At 69.8% G+C, this 20,651-nt stretch carries 20 protein-coding genes and 3 pseudogenes; 16 read left to right on the forward strand and 7 right to left on the reverse strand.

The window, feature by feature from the left end:
- Window positions 1-32: 32 nt before the first annotated feature.
- Window positions 33-476, forward strand: coding sequence for a DUF6086 family protein (locus ACFCXS_RS24000; RefSeq protein ID WP_376645387.1), 444 nt, complete (start codon window positions 33-35; stop codon window positions 474-476).
- A 136-nt stretch (window positions 477-612) separates the two neighbouring features.
- On the opposite strand, the gene ACFCXS_RS24005 is transcribed toward ACFCXS_RS24000, so the two are convergent.
- On the reverse strand, window positions 613-2,937 hold the full coding sequence (locus tag ACFCXS_RS24005; RefSeq protein ID WP_376645388.1) for a (Fe-S)-binding protein: 2,325 nt from the start codon (window positions 2,935-2,937) through the stop codon (window positions 613-615).
- A 319-nt stretch (window positions 2,938-3,256) separates the two neighbouring features.
- Here ACFCXS_RS24005 and ACFCXS_RS24010 point away from each other — a divergent pair, with 319 nt between their 5' ends.
- The 7 genes from ACFCXS_RS24010 to ACFCXS_RS24040 all read left to right on the forward strand — a co-directional run bounded on the left by ACFCXS_RS24010 (window position 3,257) and on the right by ACFCXS_RS24040 (window position 11,187).
- On the forward strand, window positions 3,257-4,276 hold the full coding sequence (locus tag ACFCXS_RS24010; protein ID WP_376645389.1) for an undecaprenyl/decaprenyl-phosphate alpha-N-acetylglucosaminyl 1-phosphate transferase: 1,020 nt from the start codon (window positions 3,257-3,259) through the stop codon (window positions 4,274-4,276).
- Between the two features lie 94 nt (window positions 4,277-4,370).
- Entirely contained in the window at window positions 4,371-6,230 is a 1,860-nt protein-coding gene (gene dnaK / locus ACFCXS_RS24015; protein WP_362244142.1) for a molecular chaperone DnaK, read from the forward strand.
- Window positions 6,227-6,883, forward strand: coding sequence for a nucleotide exchange factor GrpE (grpE, locus tag ACFCXS_RS24020; protein WP_184560720.1), 657 nt, complete (start codon window positions 6,227-6,229; stop codon window positions 6,881-6,883). Before dnaK ends, grpE begins: the two co-directional genes overlap by 4 nt.
- 33 nt (window positions 6,884-6,916) lie before the next feature.
- Complete coding sequence (dnaJ, locus tag ACFCXS_RS24025; RefSeq protein WP_376645390.1) at window positions 6,917-8,104, forward strand: molecular chaperone DnaJ; 1,188 nt, start codon at window positions 6,917-6,919, stop codon at window positions 8,102-8,104.
- Between the two features lie 5 nt (window positions 8,105-8,109).
- Window positions 8,110-8,562, forward strand: coding sequence for a heat shock protein transcriptional repressor HspR (locus tag ACFCXS_RS24030; RefSeq protein ID WP_033310108.1), 453 nt, complete (start codon window positions 8,110-8,112; stop codon window positions 8,560-8,562).
- A gap of 280 nt (window positions 8,563-8,842) precedes the next feature.
- The gene (locus tag ACFCXS_RS24035) at window positions 8,843-9,952 is read left to right on the forward strand and encodes a sugar ABC transporter substrate-binding protein (RefSeq protein ID WP_376645391.1); all 1,110 of its coding nucleotides are present in this window, start codon (window positions 8,843-8,845) and stop codon (window positions 9,950-9,952) included.
- Window positions 9,953-10,149: 197 nt separating this feature from the next.
- Window positions 10,150-11,187 carry a LuxR C-terminal-related transcriptional regulator gene (locus ACFCXS_RS24040; protein ID WP_376645392.1) on the forward strand — a complete coding sequence of 346 codons (1,038 nt, stop codon included), beginning with the start codon at window positions 10,150-10,152 and terminating at the stop codon, window positions 11,185-11,187.
- Here ACFCXS_RS24040 and ACFCXS_RS24045 read toward each other — a convergent pair.
- The 3 genes and pseudogenes from ACFCXS_RS24045 to ACFCXS_RS24055 form a co-directional block, all read right to left on the reverse strand.
- A pseudogene (locus ACFCXS_RS24045) lies at window positions 11,150-11,266 on the reverse strand (helix-turn-helix transcriptional regulator); the annotation flags it as partial. The gene ACFCXS_RS24040 and the pseudogene ACFCXS_RS24045 overlap by 38 nt on opposite strands.
- The gene (locus ACFCXS_RS24050) at window positions 11,266-11,403 is read right to left on the reverse strand and encodes a hypothetical protein (protein WP_376645393.1); all 138 of its coding nucleotides are present in this window, start codon (window positions 11,401-11,403) and stop codon (window positions 11,266-11,268) included. The pseudogene ACFCXS_RS24045 and the gene ACFCXS_RS24050, both read right to left, overlap by 1 nt.
- Window positions 11,400-12,419: a helix-turn-helix transcriptional regulator gene (locus ACFCXS_RS24055; protein WP_376645394.1), complete on the reverse strand. Its 1,020-nt coding sequence runs from the start codon at window positions 12,417-12,419 to the stop codon at window positions 11,400-11,402. Before ACFCXS_RS24055 ends, ACFCXS_RS24050 begins: the two co-directional genes overlap by 4 nt.
- 354 nt (window positions 12,420-12,773) lie before the next feature.
- Between ACFCXS_RS24055 and ACFCXS_RS24060 the strand changes: the two genes are divergently transcribed.
- A complete protein-coding gene (locus tag ACFCXS_RS24060) occupies window positions 12,774-13,070 on the forward strand; it encodes a (2Fe-2S)-binding protein (RefSeq protein WP_078955969.1) in 297 nt (98 codons plus the stop codon).
- A gap of 167 nt (window positions 13,071-13,237) precedes the next feature.
- Here ACFCXS_RS24060 and ACFCXS_RS24065 read toward each other — a convergent pair whose 3' ends face one another.
- The gene (locus tag ACFCXS_RS24065) at window positions 13,238-13,654 is read right to left on the reverse strand and encodes a pyridoxamine 5'-phosphate oxidase family protein (protein WP_376645395.1); all 417 of its coding nucleotides are present in this window, start codon (window positions 13,652-13,654) and stop codon (window positions 13,238-13,240) included.
- Between the two features lie 103 nt (window positions 13,655-13,757).
- On the opposite strand from ACFCXS_RS24065, the gene clpB reads away from it, so the two are divergent.
- Entirely contained in the window at window positions 13,758-16,355 is a 2,598-nt protein-coding gene (clpB, locus tag ACFCXS_RS24070; protein WP_376645396.1) for an ATP-dependent chaperone ClpB, read from the forward strand.
- A 12-nt stretch (window positions 16,356-16,367) separates the two neighbouring features.
- Here clpB and ACFCXS_RS24075 read toward each other — a convergent pair whose 3' ends face one another.
- The gene (locus ACFCXS_RS24075) at window positions 16,368-16,859 is read right to left on the reverse strand and encodes a hypothetical protein (RefSeq protein ID WP_376645397.1); all 492 of its coding nucleotides are present in this window, start codon (window positions 16,857-16,859) and stop codon (window positions 16,368-16,370) included.
- A gap of 163 nt (window positions 16,860-17,022) precedes the next feature.
- Here ACFCXS_RS24075 and ACFCXS_RS24080 point away from each other — a divergent pair, with 163 nt between their 5' ends.
- Complete coding sequence (locus tag ACFCXS_RS24080; RefSeq protein WP_053670429.1) at window positions 17,023-17,550, forward strand: YbjN domain-containing protein; 528 nt, start codon at window positions 17,023-17,025, stop codon at window positions 17,548-17,550.
- Between the two features lie 107 nt (window positions 17,551-17,657).
- Here the strand turns inward: ACFCXS_RS24080 and ACFCXS_RS24085 are convergent.
- A pseudogene (locus ACFCXS_RS24085) lies at window positions 17,658-17,963 on the reverse strand (ATP-binding protein); the annotation flags it as partial.
- A 7-nt stretch (window positions 17,964-17,970) separates the two neighbouring features.
- Between ACFCXS_RS24085 and ACFCXS_RS24090 the strand changes: the two are divergent.
- From ACFCXS_RS24090 to ACFCXS_RS24110, 5 genes and pseudogenes are all read left to right on the forward strand, one after another.
- A pseudogene (locus ACFCXS_RS24090) lies at window positions 17,971-18,075 on the forward strand (Scr1 family TA system antitoxin-like transcriptional regulator); the annotation flags it as partial.
- A gap of 7 nt (window positions 18,076-18,082) precedes the next feature.
- Complete coding sequence (locus ACFCXS_RS24095; RefSeq protein ID WP_376645398.1) at window positions 18,083-18,214, forward strand: DUF397 domain-containing protein; 132 nt, start codon at window positions 18,083-18,085, stop codon at window positions 18,212-18,214.
- 281 nt (window positions 18,215-18,495) lie between these two features.
- A complete protein-coding gene (locus ACFCXS_RS24100; protein ID WP_376645399.1) occupies window positions 18,496-19,404 on the forward strand; it encodes a hypothetical protein in 909 nt (302 codons plus the stop codon).
- A gap of 350 nt (window positions 19,405-19,754) precedes the next feature.
- Window positions 19,755-20,240: a prevent-host-death family protein gene (locus ACFCXS_RS24105; protein WP_376645400.1), complete on the forward strand. Its 486-nt coding sequence runs from the start codon at window positions 19,755-19,757 to the stop codon at window positions 20,238-20,240.
- Window positions 20,237-20,587, forward strand: coding sequence for a hypothetical protein (locus tag ACFCXS_RS24110; RefSeq protein ID WP_376645401.1), 351 nt, complete (start codon window positions 20,237-20,239; stop codon window positions 20,585-20,587). The genes ACFCXS_RS24105 and ACFCXS_RS24110 overlap by 4 nt, the downstream gene beginning before the upstream one ends.
- The last annotated feature ends 64 nt before the right edge of the window (window positions 20,588-20,651 follow it).

A 20,651-nucleotide genomic window follows, 5' to 3' on the forward strand; every position in this document is an offset into this window, starting at 1 on the left:
TGTGCCAGGGCAGCCGAGCAGGGGGATCGACGATGAGCATGTACTTCGACATCGGGGACGAGACGCTGTGGAACCCCTCGAACGGCGCCGGCCGCCTCTTCGTACGGCAGGTCGAGGTCTTCGAGGCGGAGCTCGGGCTGCCGTCGGGAATCGGCCACAAGCACCCGGGCGACCCGGACACACTCGAGGTCGATCTGGCCGTGTACGCGGAGTTCGCACGCGGCCTGGTCGCCTGGCACTGCCGGACGGGACACTCCGTGATCCTCGCGCTCTCCGAGGGGTTCGTGGCGACGGCACTCGCGCTTGCGCGGCGCGCCGGGATCGACGTGGAGATGCCGCCTGCGGGGCTCGGACACATGGCCGGTGGGGTCCACTCCGACGTGCAGGTTCCCGGCGATCCGCGAACCGCGTCAGCGGCCGTCCCCACCGCGTTGGACACCCGGGCGCGAGAGGTGGACCGCTGGATGTCCCGCTGAGCGCGGCGAGGCACCGCAGTCTTCCGGACTCGTCGCCTCGCCGTCCTCCCCGCCGGACCGCAGGGAACGCCGAAGCCCCCCACCCGATCATCGGGCAGGGGGCTTCGAAGAGGTCGGAACGACCAGCTGGGAGCGGCTACTTCACAGGCTCCGGCTCCGGCGCGCTCGTGGAGTCGGACGTGCCGGCCGGCGGCTCGCCGTCGTCGTTCGAGTCGTCGCCCTCGTCCTCCGCCGGGACCGGCGTCTTCACCGAGTCCAGCAGCAGCTGGGCCACGTCCACCACCTGGATGGACTCCTTGGCCTTGCCGTCGTTCTTCTTGCCGTTGACGGAGTCCGTGAGCATGACCAGGCAGAAGGGGCAGGCCGTCGAGACGATGTCGGGGTTGACCGAGAGGGCCTCGTCGACGCGCTCGTTGTTGATGCGCTTGCCGATGCGCTCTTCCATCCACATCCGCGCACCACCCGCGCCGCAGCAGAAGCCGCGCTCCTTGTGGCGGTGCATCTCCTCGTTGCGGATGCCGGGGACGGCGGCGATGATCTCGCGCGGCGGCGTGTAGATCTTGTTGTGACGGCCCAGGTAGCACGGGTCGTGGTAGGTGATGATGCCCTCGACCGGGGTGACCGGGATCAGCTCGCCCTCGTCGACGAGGTGCTGGAGCAGCTGGGTGTGGTGGATGACCTCGTAGTCGCCGCCGAGCTGCGGGTACTCGTTGCCGAGCGTGTTGAGGCAGTGCGGGCAGGTGGCGACGATCTTCTTGGCGGACTTGGGCTTCGCCGACTCGGCGACGACCTTGCCCTCGTCGTCCATCTCCTCGCCGAACGCCATGTTCAGCGCCATGACGTTCTCCATGCCGAGCTCCTGGAACAGGGGCTCGTTGCCGAGACGCCGGGCGGAGTCACCGGTGCACTTCTCGTCGCCGCCCATGATCGCGAACTTGACGCCCGCGATGTGGAGCAGTTCGGCGAAGGCCTTCGTGGTCTTCTTGGCGCGGTCCTCCAGGGCGCCCGCGCAGCCGACCCAGTACAGGTACTCGACCTCGGACAGGTCCTCGATGTCCTTGCCGACGACCGGGACCTCGAAGTCGACCTCCTTGAGCCACTCCAGGCGCTGCTTCTTCGCCAGGCCCCAGGGGTTGCCCTTCTTCTCCAGGTTCTTGAGCATCGTGCCCGCCTCCGACGGGAACGACGACTCGATCATCACCTGGTAGCGGCGCATGTCGACGATGTGGTCGACGTGCTCGATGTCCACCGGGCACTGCTCGACGCAGGCGCCGCAGGTGGTGCAGGACCACAGGACGTCCGGGTCGATGACGCCGTTCTCCTCGGCCGTGCCGACCAGCGGGCGCTCGGCCTCCGCGAGAGCCGCGGCGGGGACGTCCTTCAGGGCCTCCTCGGACGCCTTCTCCTCGCCCTCCATCGTCTTGCCGCCACCGGCCAGCAGGTACGGCGCCTTGGCGTGCGCGTGGTCCCGGAGCGACATGATCAGCAGCTTGGGGGAGAGGGGCTTGCCCGTGTTCCAGGCGGGGCACTGCGACTGGCAGCGGCCGCACTCGGTGCAGGTGGAGAAGTCCAGCAGGCCCTTCCACGAGTACTGCTCGACCTGGGAGACGCCGAAGACGTCGTCGTCGCCCGGGTCGGTGAAGTCGATCGGCTTGCCGCCCGAGGTCATCGGCTGGAGCGCGCCGAGGGCCGTGCCGCCGCTCGACTCGCGCTTGAACCAGATGTTCGGGAAGGCGAGGAAGCGGTGCCAGGCCACACCCATGTTGGTGTTGAGCGACACCACGATCATCCAGACGAACGAGGTGCCGATCTTGATCATCGCGACGAAGTAGACGAGGTTCTGCAGCGCCGTGACGCTCAGTCCCTTGAACGCGAGTACCAGCGGGTACGACGCGAAGTACGACGCCTCGTAGTGGTCGACGTGGTGGAGCGCGCCCTCCAGGCCCCGCAGCACGTAGATCGCCAGGCCGATGGTGAGGATGACGTACTCGACGAAGTACGCCTGGCCGGCCTTGGAACCGGCGAAGCGGGACTTGCGGCCCGGGCGGCTCGGCAGGTTCAGCAGGCGGATCGCGATGAGCACGGCGATGCCCAGGATCGTCATCACGCCGATGAACTCGATGTACAGCTCGAACGGCAGGAAGTCACCGATGACCGGCAGCACCCAGTCGGCCTGGAAGAGCTGGCCGAAGGCCTGGGCGAGGGTCGGCGGGAGCGTCAGGAAGCCGACGGCGACGAACCAGTGGGCGACACCGACGATGCCCCACCGGTTCATGCGCGTGTGCCCGAGGAACTCCTTCACCAGGGTCACGCTGCGCTGGTAGGGGTTGTCGGTCCGGGTGCCGGCCGGGACCGGCTGGCCCAGCTTGAAGTACCGGACGAACTGGCCGATCGCGCGTGCGAGCAGCGCGACGCCGACCACGGTCAGAACCAGCGACACGATGATCGCGGCGAGTTGCATGGGGGCTCCTCGGGCCTGCGAGGGGTTTCGTCGGGTGACCTGTCGTTTTGCAGGGTTCCCCGAAATTACTAAGCGGTAACTTATGCAGTCCGTCTGAGACTACCCTCATCCTCCGCCGCACTGTAGCCGGGTGGGCAGTGATCTGAATCGCTGAGGGTTGCCTCAGGAGTGGACCGGATCAGGCCGCGTTCCGTCGTGCGTGCCGTTCGCCTTCTCTCGCCGTCCCCCGCCGCCCCTCGGGGGTCCCGTCGCGAATCTCGTCATGCATCCCGTCGTGTTATTCATACCGAAATGTCATAGTCCCGCCTAACTTATATCCGTGCTCTACGGGATCACCGCCGCCGCAACCGCCCTCGTCCTCACCGCCGTGCTCGCCGCCGCCCTGCGGGCCCCCGCGCTGCGGCTGCGGCTGGTCGAGCGGCGCCGGCAGCGCGACGTACCGCTGTCCGGGGGCCTCGCCGTCGTGCTCGTCACCGGGCTGGTCGTGGGAGGCGGGGAGTGGCTGGGGGTCGCTCCTTCCGCCGACGGGACGCGGGGAGTGCTCTTCGCCGCGGGGGCCGTCGCCCTGCTCGGGCTCGCCGGAGACGTGTGGCGGCTGCGGCGGCGGGTACTGGCCGCCGGAACGACCGTGGCGGCCGCGTGTGTCGTGCCGTACGGGGAGACGGGGATCGGGACCGGGCTGCTGGCCGTCGTCTGGGTGGTGGCGGTGGTGTTCGGGTTCCGGGGGCTGGATCACGCCGACGGCCTGGCGGGTACGGTCGGGGTCGTCGGCGCCTTCGGGGCGGCGGCCTGCGCGGCCGTCGAGGTGATGGACGGGATCGCGGGGCTGATGAGCGTGCTGGCCGCCGCGCTGACCGGCTTCCTCCTCCACAACTGGCACCCCGCGCGGGTGGCGCTGGGCGGCTGCGGGTCCATGGCCGCGGGGTTCGTGATCGCCGTGGGGACCGTGTACGCCCGGGCCGGGTTCGGGCTGGGGCAGAGCGCGGGTGTCCTGTTCGCGCTGACCGCGGTGGTGGCCGCCGACGTCGTCCTCGTGCTGGCGTCGCGGCGGCTGGGCGGGCGCGGTGTCACGCGCAGCGGGCCCGACCATCTGGCGCACCGGCTGCGGCGGCTCGGGCTGACCGCGCCGGGGGCGAGTCTGCTGCTGGGAATCGCGGCGTTGTCCGGGATGCTCGTCGGGGTACTCGCGCATGCCGCCTGGATCGGGGCGAGCGCCCTGTGGTGGGTGGCGGGAGGGGCGCTCGTGGTGGTGTTCACCCTCTCGCGTGTACCGGTGCACAGCCCTCGACGGAGTGTATCGACGCAGGTCAGAGCGCCGTTGCGTGTAAGGAACGGATAAGAGTTGAGTCTGCCCGACTCACGTCTGTTGACCGGTCGGGGGCCGTCGTGCACACTTGAGTCCGTTCCACTCAAGTCAGCTGGAGGAATCAACCATGGCACGTGCGGTCGGCATCGACCTGGGCACGACTAACTCCGTCGTCAGCGTTCTGGAGGGCGGCGAGCCCACCGTCATCACCAACGCCGAGGGCGCCAGGACCACGCCGTCCGTCGTCGCCTTCGCCAAGAACGGTGAAGTGCTCGTCGGAGAGGTGGCCAAGCGCCAGGCGGTCACGAACGTGGACCGGACCATCCGCTCCGTGAAGCGTCACATGGGCACGGACTGGAAGATCGAGCTGGACGGGAAGCCCTTCAACCCGCAGCAGATCAGCGCCTTCGTGCTCCAGAAGCTCAAGCGTGACGCCGAGTCCTACCTGGGCGAGAAGGTGACCGACGCGGTCATCACCGTCCCGGCCTACTTCAACGACTCCGAGCGTCAGGCCACGAAGGAGGCCGGCGAGATCGCCGGTCTGAACGTGCTGCGCATCGTCAACGAGCCCACCGCGGCCGCCCTGGCGTACGGCCTCGACAAGGACGACCAGACCATCCTGGTCTTCGACCTCGGTGGCGGTACGTTCGACGTCTCGCTGCTGGAGATCGGCGACGGCGTCGTCGAGGTGAAGGCCACCAACGGCGACAACCACCTCGGTGGTGACGACTGGGACCAGCGCATCGTCGACTACCTGGTCCAGCAGTTCCAGTCCGGCCACGGCGTGGACCTGGGCAAGGACAAGATGGCCCTGCAGCGTCTGCGCGAGGCCGCCGAGAAGGCGAAGATCGAGCTGTCCTCGTCCACCGAGACCTCGATCAACCTGCCCTACATCACCGCCTCCGCCGAGGGCCCCCTGCACCTCGACGAGAAGCTCACCCGCGCCCAGTTCCAGCAGCTGACCGCGGACCTCCTGGAGCGCTGCAAGACGCCGTTCCACAACGTCATCAAGGACGCCGGCATCTCCATCAGCGAGATCGACCACGTCGTCCTGGTCGGCGGCTCCACCCGTATGCCCGCCGTCGCCGAGCTCGTCAAGGAGCTGACCGGCGGCAAGGACGCCAACAAGGGCGTCAACCCGGACGAGGTCGTCGCCATCGGCGCCGCCCTGCAGGCCGGTGTCCTCAAGGGCGAGGTCAAGGACGTCCTGCTCCTCGACGTCACCCCGCTGTCCCTCGGCATCGAGACCAAGGGCGGCATCATGACCAAGCTCATCGAGCGCAACACCACGATCCCGACCAAGCGGTCCGAGATCTTCACCACGGCCGAGGACAACCAGCCGTCCGTGCAGATCCAGGTCTACCAGGGCGAGCGCGAGATCGCGGCGTACAACAAGAAGCTCGGGATGTTCGAGCTGACCGGTCTGCCGCCGGCGCCCCGCGGCGTCCCGCAGATCGAGGTCTCCTTCGACATCGACGCCAACGGCATCATGCACGTGACCGCGAAGGACCTGGGCACGGGCAAGGAGCAGAAGATGACCGTCACCGGCGGCTCCTCGCTGCCGAAGGACGAGGTCGACCGCATGCGCCAGGAGGCCGAGCAGTACGCGGAGGAGGACCACAAGCGCCGCGAGGCCGCCGAGTCCCGCAACCAGGGCGAGCAGCTCGTCTACCAGACCGAGAAGTTCCTCAAGGACAACGAGGACAAGGTCCCGGGCGAGATCAAGACCGAGGTCGAGGAGGCCGTCGCCGAGCTGAAGGAGAAGCTCAAGGGCGAGGACTCCGCCGAGATCCGCACCGCCACCGAGAAGGTCGCGGCCGTCTCGCAGAAGCTCGGCCAGGCCATGTACGCGGACGCGGGTGCGGCCCAGGCCGCCGGTGGTCCCGCCGGTGACGCGGGTGCCGCCGCCGGTGGCGCCAAGGCCGCTGACGACGACGTCGTCGACGCCGAGATCGTCGACGAGGACCGGAAGGACGGTGCCGCGTGACGGAGGAGACCCCGGGCTTCGACGAGCAGCAGCCCGACGTCCCTTCCGGCGCCACCTCCGAAGACGCCGAGCCGAAGGCCGCCTCCCCCTCCGCGGAGGAAGGGGCGGCCCCGGCCGGGGACACGGGCCAGGACGTGGCTCTGGTGGCCCAGCTGGACCAGGCCCGCACGGCGCTCACCGAGCGCACGGCGGACCTCCAGCGCCTCCAGGCCGAGTTCCAGAACTACCGCCGCCGGGTCGAGCGCGACCGGATCGCGGTCAAGGAGATCGCCATCGCGAACCTCCTGACCGAGCTCCTGCCCGTGCTCGACGACATCGGCCGCGCGCGCGAACACGGCGAACTGGTCGGCGGCTTCAAGTCCGTCGCCGAGTCGCTGGAGAGCACCGCGGCGAAGATGGGCCTGCAGCAGTTCGGCAAGGAGGGCGAGCCCTTCGACCCGACGATCCACGAAGCCCTGATGCACAGTTACGCACCGGACGTCACCGAGACGACGTGCGTGGCGATCCTGCAGCCCGGGTACCGGATCGGCGAGCGCACCATCCGCCCCGCGCGGGTGGCCGTGGCCGAACCCCAGCCGGGGGCGCAGACGGTCAAGGCGGACGAGTCCGCCGACGCCGACGACAAGGAGAGCGGTGGCCCGGACGAGGGCTGACGTCACAGACGAAGGGAAGGAGGGGCGTCGAGGATGAGCACCAAGGACTTCATCGAGAAGGACTACTACAAGGTCCTCGGCGTCCCCAAGGACGCCACCGAGGCCGAGATCAAGAAGGCGTACCGGAAGCTCGCCCGCGAGAACCACCCGGACGCCAACACCGGCAACGTCAAGGCGGAGGAGCGCTTCAAGGAGATCTCCGAGGCCAACGACATCCTCGGCGACCCCAAGAAGCGCAAGGAGTACGACGACGCGCGCGCCCTCTTCGCGGGCGGTGGCTTCCGCCCGGGGCCGGGCGGCGCGGGCGGCTCCTTCAACTTCGACCTGGGCGACCTCTTCGGAGGCGGCGCCCAGGGCGGCGGCCAGGGGGCCGGCGGCTTCGGCGGCGGGCTCGGTGACGTTTTCGGGGGCCTGTTCAACCGCGGCGGCGCGGGCGGTCCGGGGACGCGTACGCACCCCCGGCGCGGCCAGGACATCGAGTCCGAGGTCACGCTCAGCTTCACCGAGGCGATCGAGGGCGCGACCGTCCCGCTGCGGATGTCGTCGCAGTCTCCCTGCAAGGCCTGTTCGGGCACCGGCGACAAGAACGGCACGCCGCGCGTGTGCCCGACCTGCGTCGGCACCGGGCAGGTCGCCCGGGGCAGCGGCGGCGGCTTCTCCCTGACCGACCCCTGCCCGGACTGCAAGGGCCGCGGCCTGATCGCGGAGAACGCCTGCGAGGTCTGCAAGGGCAGCGGCCGGGCCAAGTCCTCGCGGACCATGCAGGTGCGCATCCCCGCGGGCGTCAGCGACGGCCAGCGGATCCGGCTGCGCGGCAAGGGAGCGCCGGGCGAGCGCGGCGGGCCGGCGGGCGACCTCTACGTGGTCGTGCACGTCGACTCCCACCCGGTGTTCGGCCGCAAGGAGGACAACCTCACGGTCACCGTCCCGGTGACCTTCGCCGAGGCGGCCCTCGGCGGCGAGGTGCGGGTGCCCACCCTGGGCGGCCCGCCCGTCACCCTGAAGCTGCCGCCGGGCACGCCCAACGGGCGTACCATGCGCGCCCGGGGCAAGGGCGCGGTCCGCAAGGACGGCACCCGCGGCGACCTCCTGGTCACCGTGGAGGTGAGTGTTCCGAAGGACCTGTCGGGGAAGGCTCGTGACGCACTCGAGGCGTACCGAGAGGCGACCGCGGGTGAGGATCCGCGGGCGGATCTGTTCCAGGCCGCGAAGGGAGCATGAGTCAGATGGACGGTCGTCGGCGCAATCCGTATGAACTGACCGAGGAAACCCCGGTCTACGTCATCTCGGTGGCGGCCCAGCTGTCCGGCCTGCACCCGCAGACCCTGCGCCAGTACGACCGGCTGGGTCTGGTCTCCCCGGACCGCACCGCCGGCCGGGGCCGGCGCTACTCGGCCCGTGACATCGAGCTGCTGCGCACCGTCCAGCAGTTGTCGCAGGACGAGGGCATCAACCTGGCCGGTATCAAGCGCATCATCGAACTGGAGAACCAGGTCGCCGCGCTCCAGGCGAGGGTGGCCGAGATGCAGGACGCGCTCGACGGCGCGGCGGCGGCGATGCGCCAGCGCGAGGCCGCGGTGCACGCGTCGTACCGCCGCGACCTGGTGCCGTACCAGGAGGTGCAGCAGACCAGCGCGCTGGTGGTGTGGCGGCCGAAGCGGCAGCAGCAGTCCGACTGACGCGCGTACGCGGGTGAAGGGGCCGGGAGTCGACTCCCGGCCCCTTTCGCGTGCTTTGCGGGTCTCACCCTGGTTTCGCGGGGCCTCCCGTGGGTGACCGCGTGGTGTACGCCACTTGAAGGTGATTCCGCAGAGTCTTCACAACGCTTGCGGAGCGTGGTGTTGTCATCTCGTTAAGTGGTTCCGCTTGACGCTGGGGGGCGCGTCCGCGTTGGCTTTTCAGTCACATGGGCCGCAAAGCTGTGCCCACGTCCGAATCACACGCGAAGTGAGCCCCCGCATGCGTCGTCGTATCTCCATATCCGTGGCCGCGGCCACGATGTCCGTCACGCTCGCCGGCTGCGGCGTGCTCAACGCGACGGGGAGCAGTGACGACGCGAGCCCGGCCAAGGGCAACGACATCACCGTGGGACTGCTGCTGCCGGAGAAGGCGAACACGCGCTACGAGAACTTCGACTACCCCATCATCAAGCGGAAGGTCGAGTCGCTCACGAACGACAAGGGCCGCGTCGACTACGCCAACGCCGAGGCGAGCGCGGACAAGCAGGCGGGTCAGTTGCAGCAGATGATCGACGACAAGGTCGATGTGATCCTGCTGGACGCCGTCGACGCCAAGGCCATCGCGAGCGGCGTGGAGAAGGCCAAGGAGGCCGGCATTCCGGTCATCGCCTACGACCGGCTGGCCGAGGGCCCGATCGACGCCTACATCTCCTTCGACAACGAGCTGGTCGGCGAGGTCCAGGGCCGCTCCCTGCTGGAGGCCATCGGCGAGAAGGCGAGCCTCTCCGACAAGATCGTCATGATGAACGGCTCGTCCACCGACCCGAACGCCAAGCAGTTCAAGGCGGGCGCGATGTCCGAGCTGAACGGCAAGGTGACGATCGCGCAGTCCTTCGACACCAAGGACTGGAAGCCGGAGAACGCCCAGGCCAACATGGCCGACGCCATCGAGAAGATCGGCAAGGGCGACATCGCGGCGGTGTACTCCGCCAACGACGGCATGGCGGGCGGCATCGTCAAGGCGCTGGAGTCCGCGGGCGTGACCGAGCTGCCGCCGATCACCGGGCAGGACGCGGAGCTGCCGGCGGTGCAGCGGATCATCACCGGTGAGCAGTACATGAGCGTGTACAAGTCCTACCCGCAGGAGGCCGAGAACGCCGCGGAGATGGCGGTCGCCAAGGTCCAGGGCCGGGACATCCAGTTCGCCGCCCTCACCCGCGACAAGGTCGACAGCCCCACCGACAAGGGCATCCCGGCGCAGCTCGTGCCGGTGGTCGCGCTCACCAAGGAGAACATCAAGGACACGGTGGTGGCGGACGACATCTACAAGCTGTCGGACATCTGCACGGCCGAGTACAAGGCGGCGTGCCGCGCGATCGGCCTGAAGTAGCCGCCCCACCAGGCGGGTTCACCACCCCTGGCCCTCCGTCGCGGCCGGGTGCGCGACCGGACGAACCGAGCCCGGAGATACCGCCGCACAGCGGTGGTTTCCGGTGGTCGCCGCGCGGGGAGCCGTGTTGCGGAGCACGTCCGGGCCGCGCATAGTTGCGCTGCGGCAGGACGGCGAAACCGGGGGTGGGATGGGCGATGGCCGGGCACGGGGCGGATGAGCATCCCCATGGTGCCGACCGGCTGTGCGAGGCCGGGGATCGCGTGTATTCCCGGGCCGTACGGCGCGGCCGGGTGCCGCGCCGGGACGCGGAACCGGTGCCCTGCCTGCTGGAACTCGCCCTGCTGCACCCGGACCCCGACGACATGGACTGGCTGGTGCCGACCTCCCCGCAGGAGGTCATGACCCGGCTGCTGCGCGGGATGTACGACGAGGTCAGCGCGAGCCGGCGGCGGGTGGGTTCGGCCGTCGCGGCCGTCGAGTGGTACGCGGGGCTGGGCAACCGGGTGCGGCCGGCCGGGTCGGCGGCGGAGGGCCCGGCGATCCGGGTCCTGGACGGACTCGCCCGGATCCAGGCCGCGATGGACGAGGCGACCCACGCGTGCACGGCCGAGGTCCTCACGGTGCAGCCCGGCGGCATCCGCCGCGAGGCGGAGCTCTCCGAGGGGCTGCACCGGGCGCTGGCGCTGCGCGGCCGGGGCGTGCGGATGCGGGATCTGTACACCCATGTCGCCCGGCACGGGCAGGGGTTGCTGAACTACCTGGAGCTGATGGGCGACGCGGTGCAGGCCCGCACGCTGGACGAGGTGATCGACCGGCTGATCCTCTTCGACCGGACGGTGGCGTTCATCCCCGCCAACTCCGACCGCACGATGGCCCTGGAGCTACGGCACCCGGCGATCGTCGAGTACCTCGTCACGGTCTTCGAACGGCTGTGGCGCCTCGCCATCCCCCTCACGGCCCCGCTCCCCGACACCGGCATCGAGGGCATCTCCCACCGGGAGCAGTCGATCGCGGCGCTGCTGGCGGAGGGGCACCAGGACGCCGTCATCGCGGAGCGGCTGGGCATAAGCGTCCGGACGTGCCGGGCGCACATCGCGCGGCTGTCGGAGACACTGGGGGCGGCGAGCCGTACGCAACTGGGCGTGCGCATCGCCCAGGCGGGTCTGGACGGACCGCAGCGCCCCACCACGTCCCTCAGCGTTCCTGGTCAAGAATCCCCGAGCGTCCGATGAGGAACCCGAGCCGCGCCCTGCTCTGACCGCCCTGCGTCGCGGCGAGCTTGGCGATGTGCACGCGGGCGGTACGGATGTTCATCCCCGGCCGGACGAGGCAGGGGCCGAGCGGGCCTCCCCGGCCGGTGACCGCCCCTCGCGCAGCGCCCGCTCGTACAGGTCCGTGCCCGCGGAGCACAGGTCTTCCGTGCCGTGCTCCGGATGCGGTGCGGTCACTGGGGCGCACCCGCGCGTTCCAGGATGCCGGACTGTGCGATGAGGTAGCCGAGCTGGGCGCGGCTCCCGCTGCCCAGGGCGTGCGCGAGTTTGGCGATGTGGGCCCGGCAGGTGCGGACGTTCATGCCCAGGCGGCGGGCGATGGCCTCGTCGACATGGCCCTCGACCAGAAGCTTGGCGATGGAGTGCTGGAGCTCCGTGATGCCGTCGGGGGCGGTTTCGTAGGGGGCGCCCGCGCTCAGCGGGACGGCTCGGTCCCACATGAATTCGAACACCTTGATCAGGTAGCAGACGAGACCCGGATGACGGAGTTCCAGTGCGACCTTCTGGTCATCGCGCGTGGGGATGAACGCGACCGTCTCGTCGCAGATGATGAGCCGCTCCATCAGCCCGTCGATGGTCCGGTGTTCCACCTTGCCGTCGGAGAACTGGCCCGCGTAGGCCAGCCTTTCGGGGTTGTGCCGCGCCGTGTGGGGATACAGCGTCCGTATGCGCACACCACGTTCGATCAGCGGCCGGTCGCGTTCCAGCCCCTGGATCAGGCTGCGTTCGGGCCGGTGACCGCTCGGCTGGATCGTGAGCATCTCGGTCTGGCACTGGGCCGTGGCCAGGTTGAGCGCCGCGTTGATGCGCTCGCTGCCCTCCAGCACGGTGATGGAGTCGCCGGACGTCGTGGTCTGTGCGCTGAGCGCCATGAAAGGGGCGAAGGTGTCGGACAGTTCGATCGACACGCGCCTGCGCTCGGTGATCTCGTTCTCGATGGGATTGAGCCGCTGCGCGAGTGCCACGGACGGGGGGATGGGGCGCAGCCAGTCCGGGTCGTCGGGGTCCGGGTGGAGAAGGGCGAACTCCATCAGGCAGGGAGCCGCTTCCACGTCCGCTCGCGGAACGCGTCCCGCACGCAGGGCGTTCGCGTAAAGTCGGCCACCTTCCTCGCACATCTCGGTCACCACATGGGGATGTGTCACCTTGGTCCGATTCGTTGTCAAATCTCCACCCCCCAGGGTCCTGAACATGCAGGAACATGATGCATCGATTCTGTGGCCATGACGTGCCCGAATGAGCCATCGTCGTATTCGACGGGGGAAGAGGGGACCTTCAAGTGAGGACGAAGCCGACTATGCGTAACAGAATGCTTCGCTTGGGGCTTGTCGCCGCCTTCTCTGCCGTCGTGGCCTTCGGAACCGTGAGTGGCCTGTCGGGCGCGAACGGCGATGACCGGGCGGACAGTGTCTGGCCGGCGGCTGCCAAGAGTCATGTTCTGGCCGACAGTGTGTGGCCGGCGGCGGCCCGGTCCGCGGTGGCCACTGCAGACGGAGCCGGGAGCTGACGTGACCACTCCACCCGACGACCGCTCCTTCCGTCGTGAAATGGCCACCGCCTACCGCTCCGGCTGGCACTTCATCGACCTGGTCACCGCCATCCCCCACAGCGGTGACTCGTTGATGGTGACCGTGTTCGGCGAGCCGGTGGTCGTCACGCGGGACGACGACGAGGACGTACGGGCGTACCGGTGTCTGCGGCGGCCTCGGGGGGCGCCGCAGCCAGTGCGATGTGCCGTACGGTACGGAATGATCTTTGTGAACCTGGACCAGCGGGACCACCGGCAGGTGGAGGCCGACGCTCCCGCCCCGAGGACCATCTCTGCCACCCCCCGCAGTGCCTGACGCGATTCCCCCGTCGTAACAGATCGCTCAGGTGCTTCCCCCCGCAGCGGCGTCACCGTGACCTGAACACGGTGACGCCGCTGCAGTTTTCGGGGATATATCCGGGTATCGGCATGATCAGGCGGTGGCCGGATCCAGTCGATCACCGGTGTGGATGTTCACTTCTGTCAACCTCGCCCCATCGCCCGCGTCAGGTGAATCTCGATCACCACGCGCGACGGGTTCGGTGACGGGGTCCTGCCGTAGCGCTCGGCGTAGCGCCGCTCCGCCTCGGCGACCCGGTCCCGCTCCTCGTGGACGAAGGCCCGGCCCTCCAGCGTCGCCCACCGGCGGCCCTCCAGCTGGCAGACGGCCACCGCCGCCCCCTGCTCCCCGGCGGCCCGCACGTACCGCACCTTCGCGCTCGTCCTGTTGGTGATCACCCGAGCCAGACGGGCCTCGGGATCGTATGTGACCCCGACGGGTACCAGATGTGGAGTGCCGTCCGGCCGGGGAGTCGTCAGGGTGCACAGGTGCCGCTCCCGCCAGAAGTCGAGATACGACGGGTCCGGAGCGCCCGGGTCCACGGAGTACTTGGTCGCCATGCCCCGGAACCTAGACCCCCGTGACTCCCGGAAACGTCCTTGAGTGCACTAGACTCAACTTTGTGCAAGCCGTTCGGGTCAGTGCAAGGAGGAGAACGCGAACGTGGACGCCGAGCTGACCAACCGGAGCCGGGACGCGATCAACGCTGCCAGCAACCGGGCCGTGACCGAGGGACACGCCGACCTCACCCCTGCCCACCTGCTGCTTTCGCTGCTCCAGGGACAGGACAACGAGAACATCACCGACCTGCTCGCCGCGGTCGACGCCGACCAGGCAGCCGTGCGCTCCGGAGCCGAGCGCGTGCTCGCCTCACTGCCGAGCGTGACCGGGTCGACCGTCGCGCCGCCCCAGCCCAACCGCGAGATGCTGGCCGTCGTCGCCGACGCGCAGGCCCGCGCCAAGGACCTGGGCGACGAGTACCTCTCCACCGAGCACCTCCTCATCGCCCTCGCCGCGAAGGGCGGCGCGGCCGGCGAGGTGCTGTCCGAGCAGGGGGCCGACGCCAGGAAGCTCCAGGCCGCATTCCAGAAGACACGAGGGCAGCGACGCGTGACCACGGCCGACCCCGAGGGGCAGTACAAGGCGCTGGAGAAGTTCGGGACCGACTTCACCGCCGCCGCGCGGGAGGGCAGGCTCGACCCCGTCATCGGGCGGGACCAGGAGATCCGGCGCGTCGTGCAGGTGCTGTCCCGCCGGACCAAGAACAACCCCGTGCTGATCGGCGAGCCCGGCGTCGGCAAGACCGCCGTCGTCGAGGGCCTCGCCCAGCGGATCGTCAAGGGCGACGTGCCCGAGTCGCTGAAGGACAAGCGGCTCGTCGCGCTCGACCTGGGCGCCATGGTCGCCGGGGCGAAGTACCGGGGCGAGTTCGAGGAGCGGCTGAAGACCGTCCTCGCCGAGATCAAGGACTCCGACGGGCAGATCATCACCTTCATCGACGAGCTGCACACGGTCGTCGGGGCCGGCGCGGGCGGCGACTCCGCCATGGACGCCGGGAACATGCTGAAGCCCATGCTGGCCCGCGGCGAGCTGCGCATGGTCGGCGCCACGACCCTCGACGAGTACCGCGAGCGCATCGAGAAGGACCCCGCCCTGGAGCGCCGCTTCCAGCAGGTGCTGGTCGCCGAGCCGACCGTCGAGGACTCCATCGCGATCCTGCGCGGTCTCAAGGGCCGCTACGAGGCCCACCACAAGGTGCAGATCGCCGACAGCGCGCTCGTCGCCGCCGCGTCGCTCTCCGACCGGTACATCACCTCCCGCTTCCTGCCCGACAAGGCCATCGACCTCGTCGACGAGGCGGCCTCCCGGCTGCGCATGGAGATCGACTCCTCGCCCGTCGAGATCGACGAACTCCAGCGCGCCGTGGACCGGCTCAAGATGGAGGAGCTGGCGATCGGCAAGGAGACCGACGCCGCCTCCCGCGAGCGCCTGGAGAAGCTGCGCCGCGACCTCGCCGACAAGGAGGAGGAGCTGCGCGGCCTCACCGCCCGCTGGGAGAAGGAGAAGCAGTCCCTCAACCGCGTCGGTGAACTGAAGGAACGCCTCGACGAGGTCCGCGGCCAGGCCGAACGCGCCCAGCGCGACGGCGACTTCGACACCGCCTCCAAGCTGCTCTACGGCGAGATCCCCGCCCTGGAGAAGGAGTTGGAGGCCGCCTCCGAGGCTGAGGAGGAGGTCGCGAAGGACACCATGGTCAAGGAGGAGGTCGGCTCCGACGACATCGCAGACGTCGTCGCCTCCTGGACCGGCATCCCGGCCGGGCGTCTGCTGGAGGGCGAGACGCAGAAGCTGCTGCGCATGGAGGACGAGCTGGGCAAGCGGCTCATCGGCCAGACCGAGGCCGTGCGCGCGGTGTCCGACGCCGTGCGGCGCTCCCGCGCCGGTATCGCCGACCCCGACCGCCCCACCGGCTCCTTCCTCTTCCTGGGCCCGACCGGCGTCGGCAAGACCGAACTGGCCAAGGCGCTCGCCGACTTCCTCTTCGACGACGAGCGGGCGATGGTCCGCATCGACATGTCGGAGTACGGCGAGAAGCACAGCGTGGCCCGGCTGGTCGGCGCCCCGCCCGGATACGTCGGCTACGAGGAGGGCGGCCAGCTCACCGAGGCCGTGCGCAGGCGGCCGTACTCCGTCGTCCTGCTGGACGAGGTGGAGAAGGCCCACCCGGAGGTCTTCGACATCCTGCTCCAGGTGCTGGACGACGGGCGCCTGACGGACGGCCAGGGCCGCACGGTCGACTTCCGCAACACCATCCTCGTGCTGACGTCGAACCTGGGCAGCCAGTTCCTGGTCGACCCGGTGACCAGCGAGCAGGAGAAGCGGGAGCAGGTGCTGGAGGTGGTCCGCACCTCCTTCAAGCCGGAGTTCCTCAACCGCCTGGACGACCTGGTCGTCTTCGCCGCACTGACCAAGCCCGAGCTGGAGCGCATCGCGAAGCTCCAGCTGGAGCGCCTGGCCAAGCGGCTCGCCGAGCGGCGGCTCACCCTGGACATCACGCCCGAGGCCCTGGCCTGGCTCGCCGAGGAGGGCATGGACCCGGCGTACGGTGCCCGGCCGCTGCGGCGGCTCGTGCAGTCCGCCATCGGCGACCGGCTCGCCAAGGAGATCCTCTCCGGGGAGATCAAGGACGGCGACACGGTCCGGGTGGACCGCTTCGAGGACGGGCTGCTGGTCGGCCCGGCCACCGGCAAGACGCTGTAGGAGCGTCCCCGGTCACATCGTGAACGCCGAGAAGCGCACCAGCGCCGTCTCGGCGTTCACGTGCTCCACCCTCACCTGCACCACATGCGCCTCCGCCGTGCCGGGCAGGCCGTTCTCGTGGGTCACGTCGAGGCAGAGCGCCCCGCAGGCGCCGCCGCCCGTGCGGGGCTCCGGGGCGTCCGGGTACGTCTCGCGCAGCCAGTCGCGGACGTCCTCACGGGGCATCCGCAGCACCGCCGAGTACGAGGTGTCGATGCCCCGCTGCACGGTGCAGTCGTGGGCGCGGGCGTGCGCGGGGCGCTCGGCGGCGCCGAAGGCCAGGGCCTCGGTGCACGGGACCGTCGCCGCCGCGCCCGTACGGGCGTCGCCGCGCGGCTCGTCGTCGTCCGACCAGGCCCACAGGAACAGGCCGATGATCAGCACGCCGAGCACCACCACCGGCAGGGCCAGAAACGGCAGGACGATCCCCCACCTGGTGTGCCCCCGCTCCGCCGCTGCCACCACGACCACGCTCCCTCCGTCGGCTGCTCAGGAGGACGGTTCGGGGTACTCGGAGGTTGCAGTGACCGGATCGTGTCAGCCCAGGGCTGACAGGGTCCGTCGGGGCTTGCCACCCCCCTCCCCGCATGGGGGAGGATGGCGGAATCCGTACGAAGGGAAATTCACGGTGACCATCGACCCGTCCTCGATTCCGAACTTCGGGGGCCAGCCCGAGCCGCAGCCCGGCGGCCCGGCCGGCCCCGTCGTCCCGGATCAGGACCTCGTGAAGCAGCTCCTCGACCAGATGGAGCTCAAGTACGTCGTCGACGACGAGGGAGACCTCGCGGCGCCGTGGGAGCAGTTCCGCACCTACTTCATGTTCCGGGGAGAGGGAGACCAGCAGGTCTTCTCCGTGCGGACGTTCTACGACCGGCCCCACGAGATCGAGGCCAAGCCGCAGATCCTGGAGTCGATCGACGACTGGAACCGCCGGACCCTGTGGCCCAAGGTCTACAGCCACACCCACGACGACGGCACGGTCCGCCTGATCGGCGAGGCCCAGATGCTGATCGGCATGGGCGTGAGCCTGGAGCACTTCGTCTCCTCGACGGTCAGCTGGGTGCGCGCCGCGATCGAGTTCGACAAGTGGCTCGTCGAGCAGCTCGGTCTCGAAGAGGAGATCAACGAGGCGGAGAAGCCCGAGGACGACGAGTAGGCCCCGCCGGGCCCTCGCGGCGCGTCGGCGCGTACGAACGGGTACGCGCTGCACGCGCCGTACGCCTTTTTCGGGCGCCGCCGCCCCCCGCTCGCCGAGTGGGCGGATCAGATCTCAAGACGAAGCTCCGCCCATACCGTCTTGCCCACCGGGCTGCGAGGCGTCGACCCCCAGCGCTCGGCCAGGGCGTCCACGAGGAGCAGCCCCCGGCCGGACTCGCCATCGGGAGAAGACGAGGGCGCGGCCGTGGGCAGCCGCTTCGCGGAGGCGGCGTCCGCGACCTCCACACGCAGCATGCCCGCGGCCCGGTGCAGGACGAGCAGGAGACCGAACTCCCGGCCGGGGATCCGACCGTGCTGTACGGCGTTCGCCGCGAGTTCGCCGACGACGAGGGCGACCGCGCAGGAGACGTCCAGAGACTCGGAGCGGGCGGTTGCCATCCGCGAGTACGCGGCTCATGTGGTGCCCGGCTTGCTGCAGACCGAGGGCTACGCCCGTGCGGTGCTGAGCGTCGGCCGGCGACTGCGTGGAGGTGGCCGACGGGTTCCGGGCCGTCGTCCCGGTCCGTGACAGCAAGGCCCCGCAGGGTCCGGCGCTGTGCTTCGAAGCAGCCTCCTGGGCCGCTTTCATAGGCGAGTTGAAGGCCGGGCGCGACCGTTCCTGAGGCAGCCGGGTTCCGGTCGCCGTCCGCCTTCCGGGCTCACTGGGCCCTTGCCCACGAGGGTCCGGCGGGCCGCTGACCTCCTGAAAGAACCGGGGGAAAGAACTACCCGCCCACCCACCCTCCCCACGCCGGAAGGGCGGCGTCACCCGTCCGAGTGACCGGCTTGCAGCGGCGGGTAACGGACCGTTACGTTCGCCGCGACAACCGCAAACAGATACGGCCCCCGGCCGGGACGGCAATCCCGATCGAGGGCCTGACCGATCAGGAAGAGCAGCTTCCCGATGGATGACTCGCAGTCTAACGCGCGCATGCGCGCCGACGCCGGAGCACCGACTTCCGGCGTGATCCACATCCGCACCCGCCTCTCCGCCGACTTCACGGTGATCTCCAACGCCCTCGCCCAGCGGCGCGGCAGCGCGGTCACGATCGGCGTCGCGGCGTACATCGCCTCCCTGCCCGACGGCTCCCCCGTGACCATCGCCGCCCTGTGCGGGCACTTCCGCGAGGGCGAGATCCTCATCTCGCGAGCGCTCAGGGATCTCGAAGCGGCCGGCTACCTGGAACGCCGCCGTGAGCGCATGCCCACCGGCCAGGTCCGCACCCGGACGTACTTCTACGACGTGCCCGGCGACGACCCGCAGGACCCGCCTCAGCTGCTGAAGCCGCGCCGACCCCGGCCCGCCGTCCGGGAGGAGCCCCGAGGGGACGCGGTGCTCGTTCCAGATCGTGAGGAGCCCGGAAGCGCGGTGCTCGGGCCTGGTCCTGTGGAGCCCGGATGCGCGGCGCCCGTACTCGCCGACGCGGCCCCCGAGGCCCTCGCCGTACTGACCGCCCTGCGCCGGGTCGACCCCCGGCTCGTCCTCTCCGCACACGAGGCGGCCCGACTGGCACCGGCCGTCGCCGAGTGGCTGGCGGCCGGTGTGGGGCCGCGGGAGATCACCGAGTTGCTGACCGTCCGGCTCCCCGACCGCTTCCGGGCCCGCCCGGCAGGCGTCCTGGCCTTCCGCCTCCGGGAAACCCCGCTGCCGGTGCCGCCCCCTGCGCCACTTCCGCCGGACGCAGGGCGCCCGGTCGTGCTGCCGTTCCAGACCTGCGACGGCTGCGAGCGTGCCTTCCGCGCCGAGGGGCCCGGACACTGCCGACGCTGCCGGGACCGCCTCACCGAGGAGCCTCTGCGTGCGGCCGGCTGAGCCGGTGAGGGGGTGTGCTGTCCGCCCTTGGCTGGCAGCGCACCGCCTTGACCAGGTCCGAGGCAGCTTCGGGTCACACCGCTGGTGTAGCGCTTGCCTTCCCTGCGTGCGTCCTCGCGCATGATCGCCAGGTCGGGGGTCGCGTTCTCGTCGGCGGGGGAGTGCAGAAGGCGAAGCCGTCGCTCTCGTCGGCCTCCTTCAGGCCTGCCGCCAGCAGGTTCCGTTTGGTCGGCATGTCATCCCGGAAGGCCGTGAACTACGACTCGGACAGCGCCGGCGCCTCGGCGATCGCGTACTGCTGTCCACCTCGCGTGATGGAAATCAGAGCGCAATCAGAGTACGGTCTGAGTATGAGTATTGCGCCCTCGTCATTCGAATCGGAGTCCGTCACGTTCACTGATCTGTCGCGGAACCCGAAGGCTGTCGCCGCCAGGGCCGCCGCCCTGGGATGCCTGCGTGTCACGCACCGGGATGCACCCGACATGGTGTTGACCACGGCCATATACGCAGAGCGTGCCGAGGAAAACCTGACCACGGCGTCCCGGCTGTTCCTTGCACTCCTGAAACAGGACGACGGTGCCAAGTCGCTTTTGCTCGCGCTGCCCGAGGTGTTCCCGTGGGTGCGCCACCTGGATGCCGAGGAAGTCCGGGAATTCACCGTCGAGCTTCTGGAAGCGCTGTCCGACGCCGCTGAACTGGGTGCCAGGGAGGCTGTGCACCGAGCGATCGTCTCGTGGCGGGCCACCGCCCGCATCAACGCCGACCCTGACCAGCTCAAGGAAGCGCTCCGTCCGCTTGGTGACGTCGACCTCGGCCCGGTCGAGGTGTACGAGTGAACCCGAAAAAAGGCGATCGGGTCAGCGTCCCTCCGCTGAGCGGCTGGAACGTCGTCCACGGAACGACGGAGGCCGCGACCGGTTGGGAGGAGCTGTGCCGGGTGGCGTTGCCGAACGCGCATCGCTGCCTGGAAGCCCTTCGCGCAGACCCGCTGTCGCGGGCCAACTGGAACCGCCAGCACCAGCTCCGAGGCAGACACGCCACCAGGGAATGGAAGGGTTCTGAGCTGGAGCAGTGGGAGTACGAAATCACCAGCGGCGGCAGGGTCCGCTACCTGGTCAGCCCGGACACCTCGACTGTCATCCTTGTGTACGCCTCCCCGCGACACCCGAAGGACACCGAATAGCACCTATTCGCGGGTCGCGCCGCGACCTGTCCGGACAGGCCCACAGCCGTGCCGCCGGGCCCGG

The organism is Streptomyces sp. NPDC056373 (assembly GCF_042262425.1).
GTDB lineage: Bacteria > Actinomycetota > Actinomycetes > Streptomycetales > Streptomycetaceae > Streptomyces.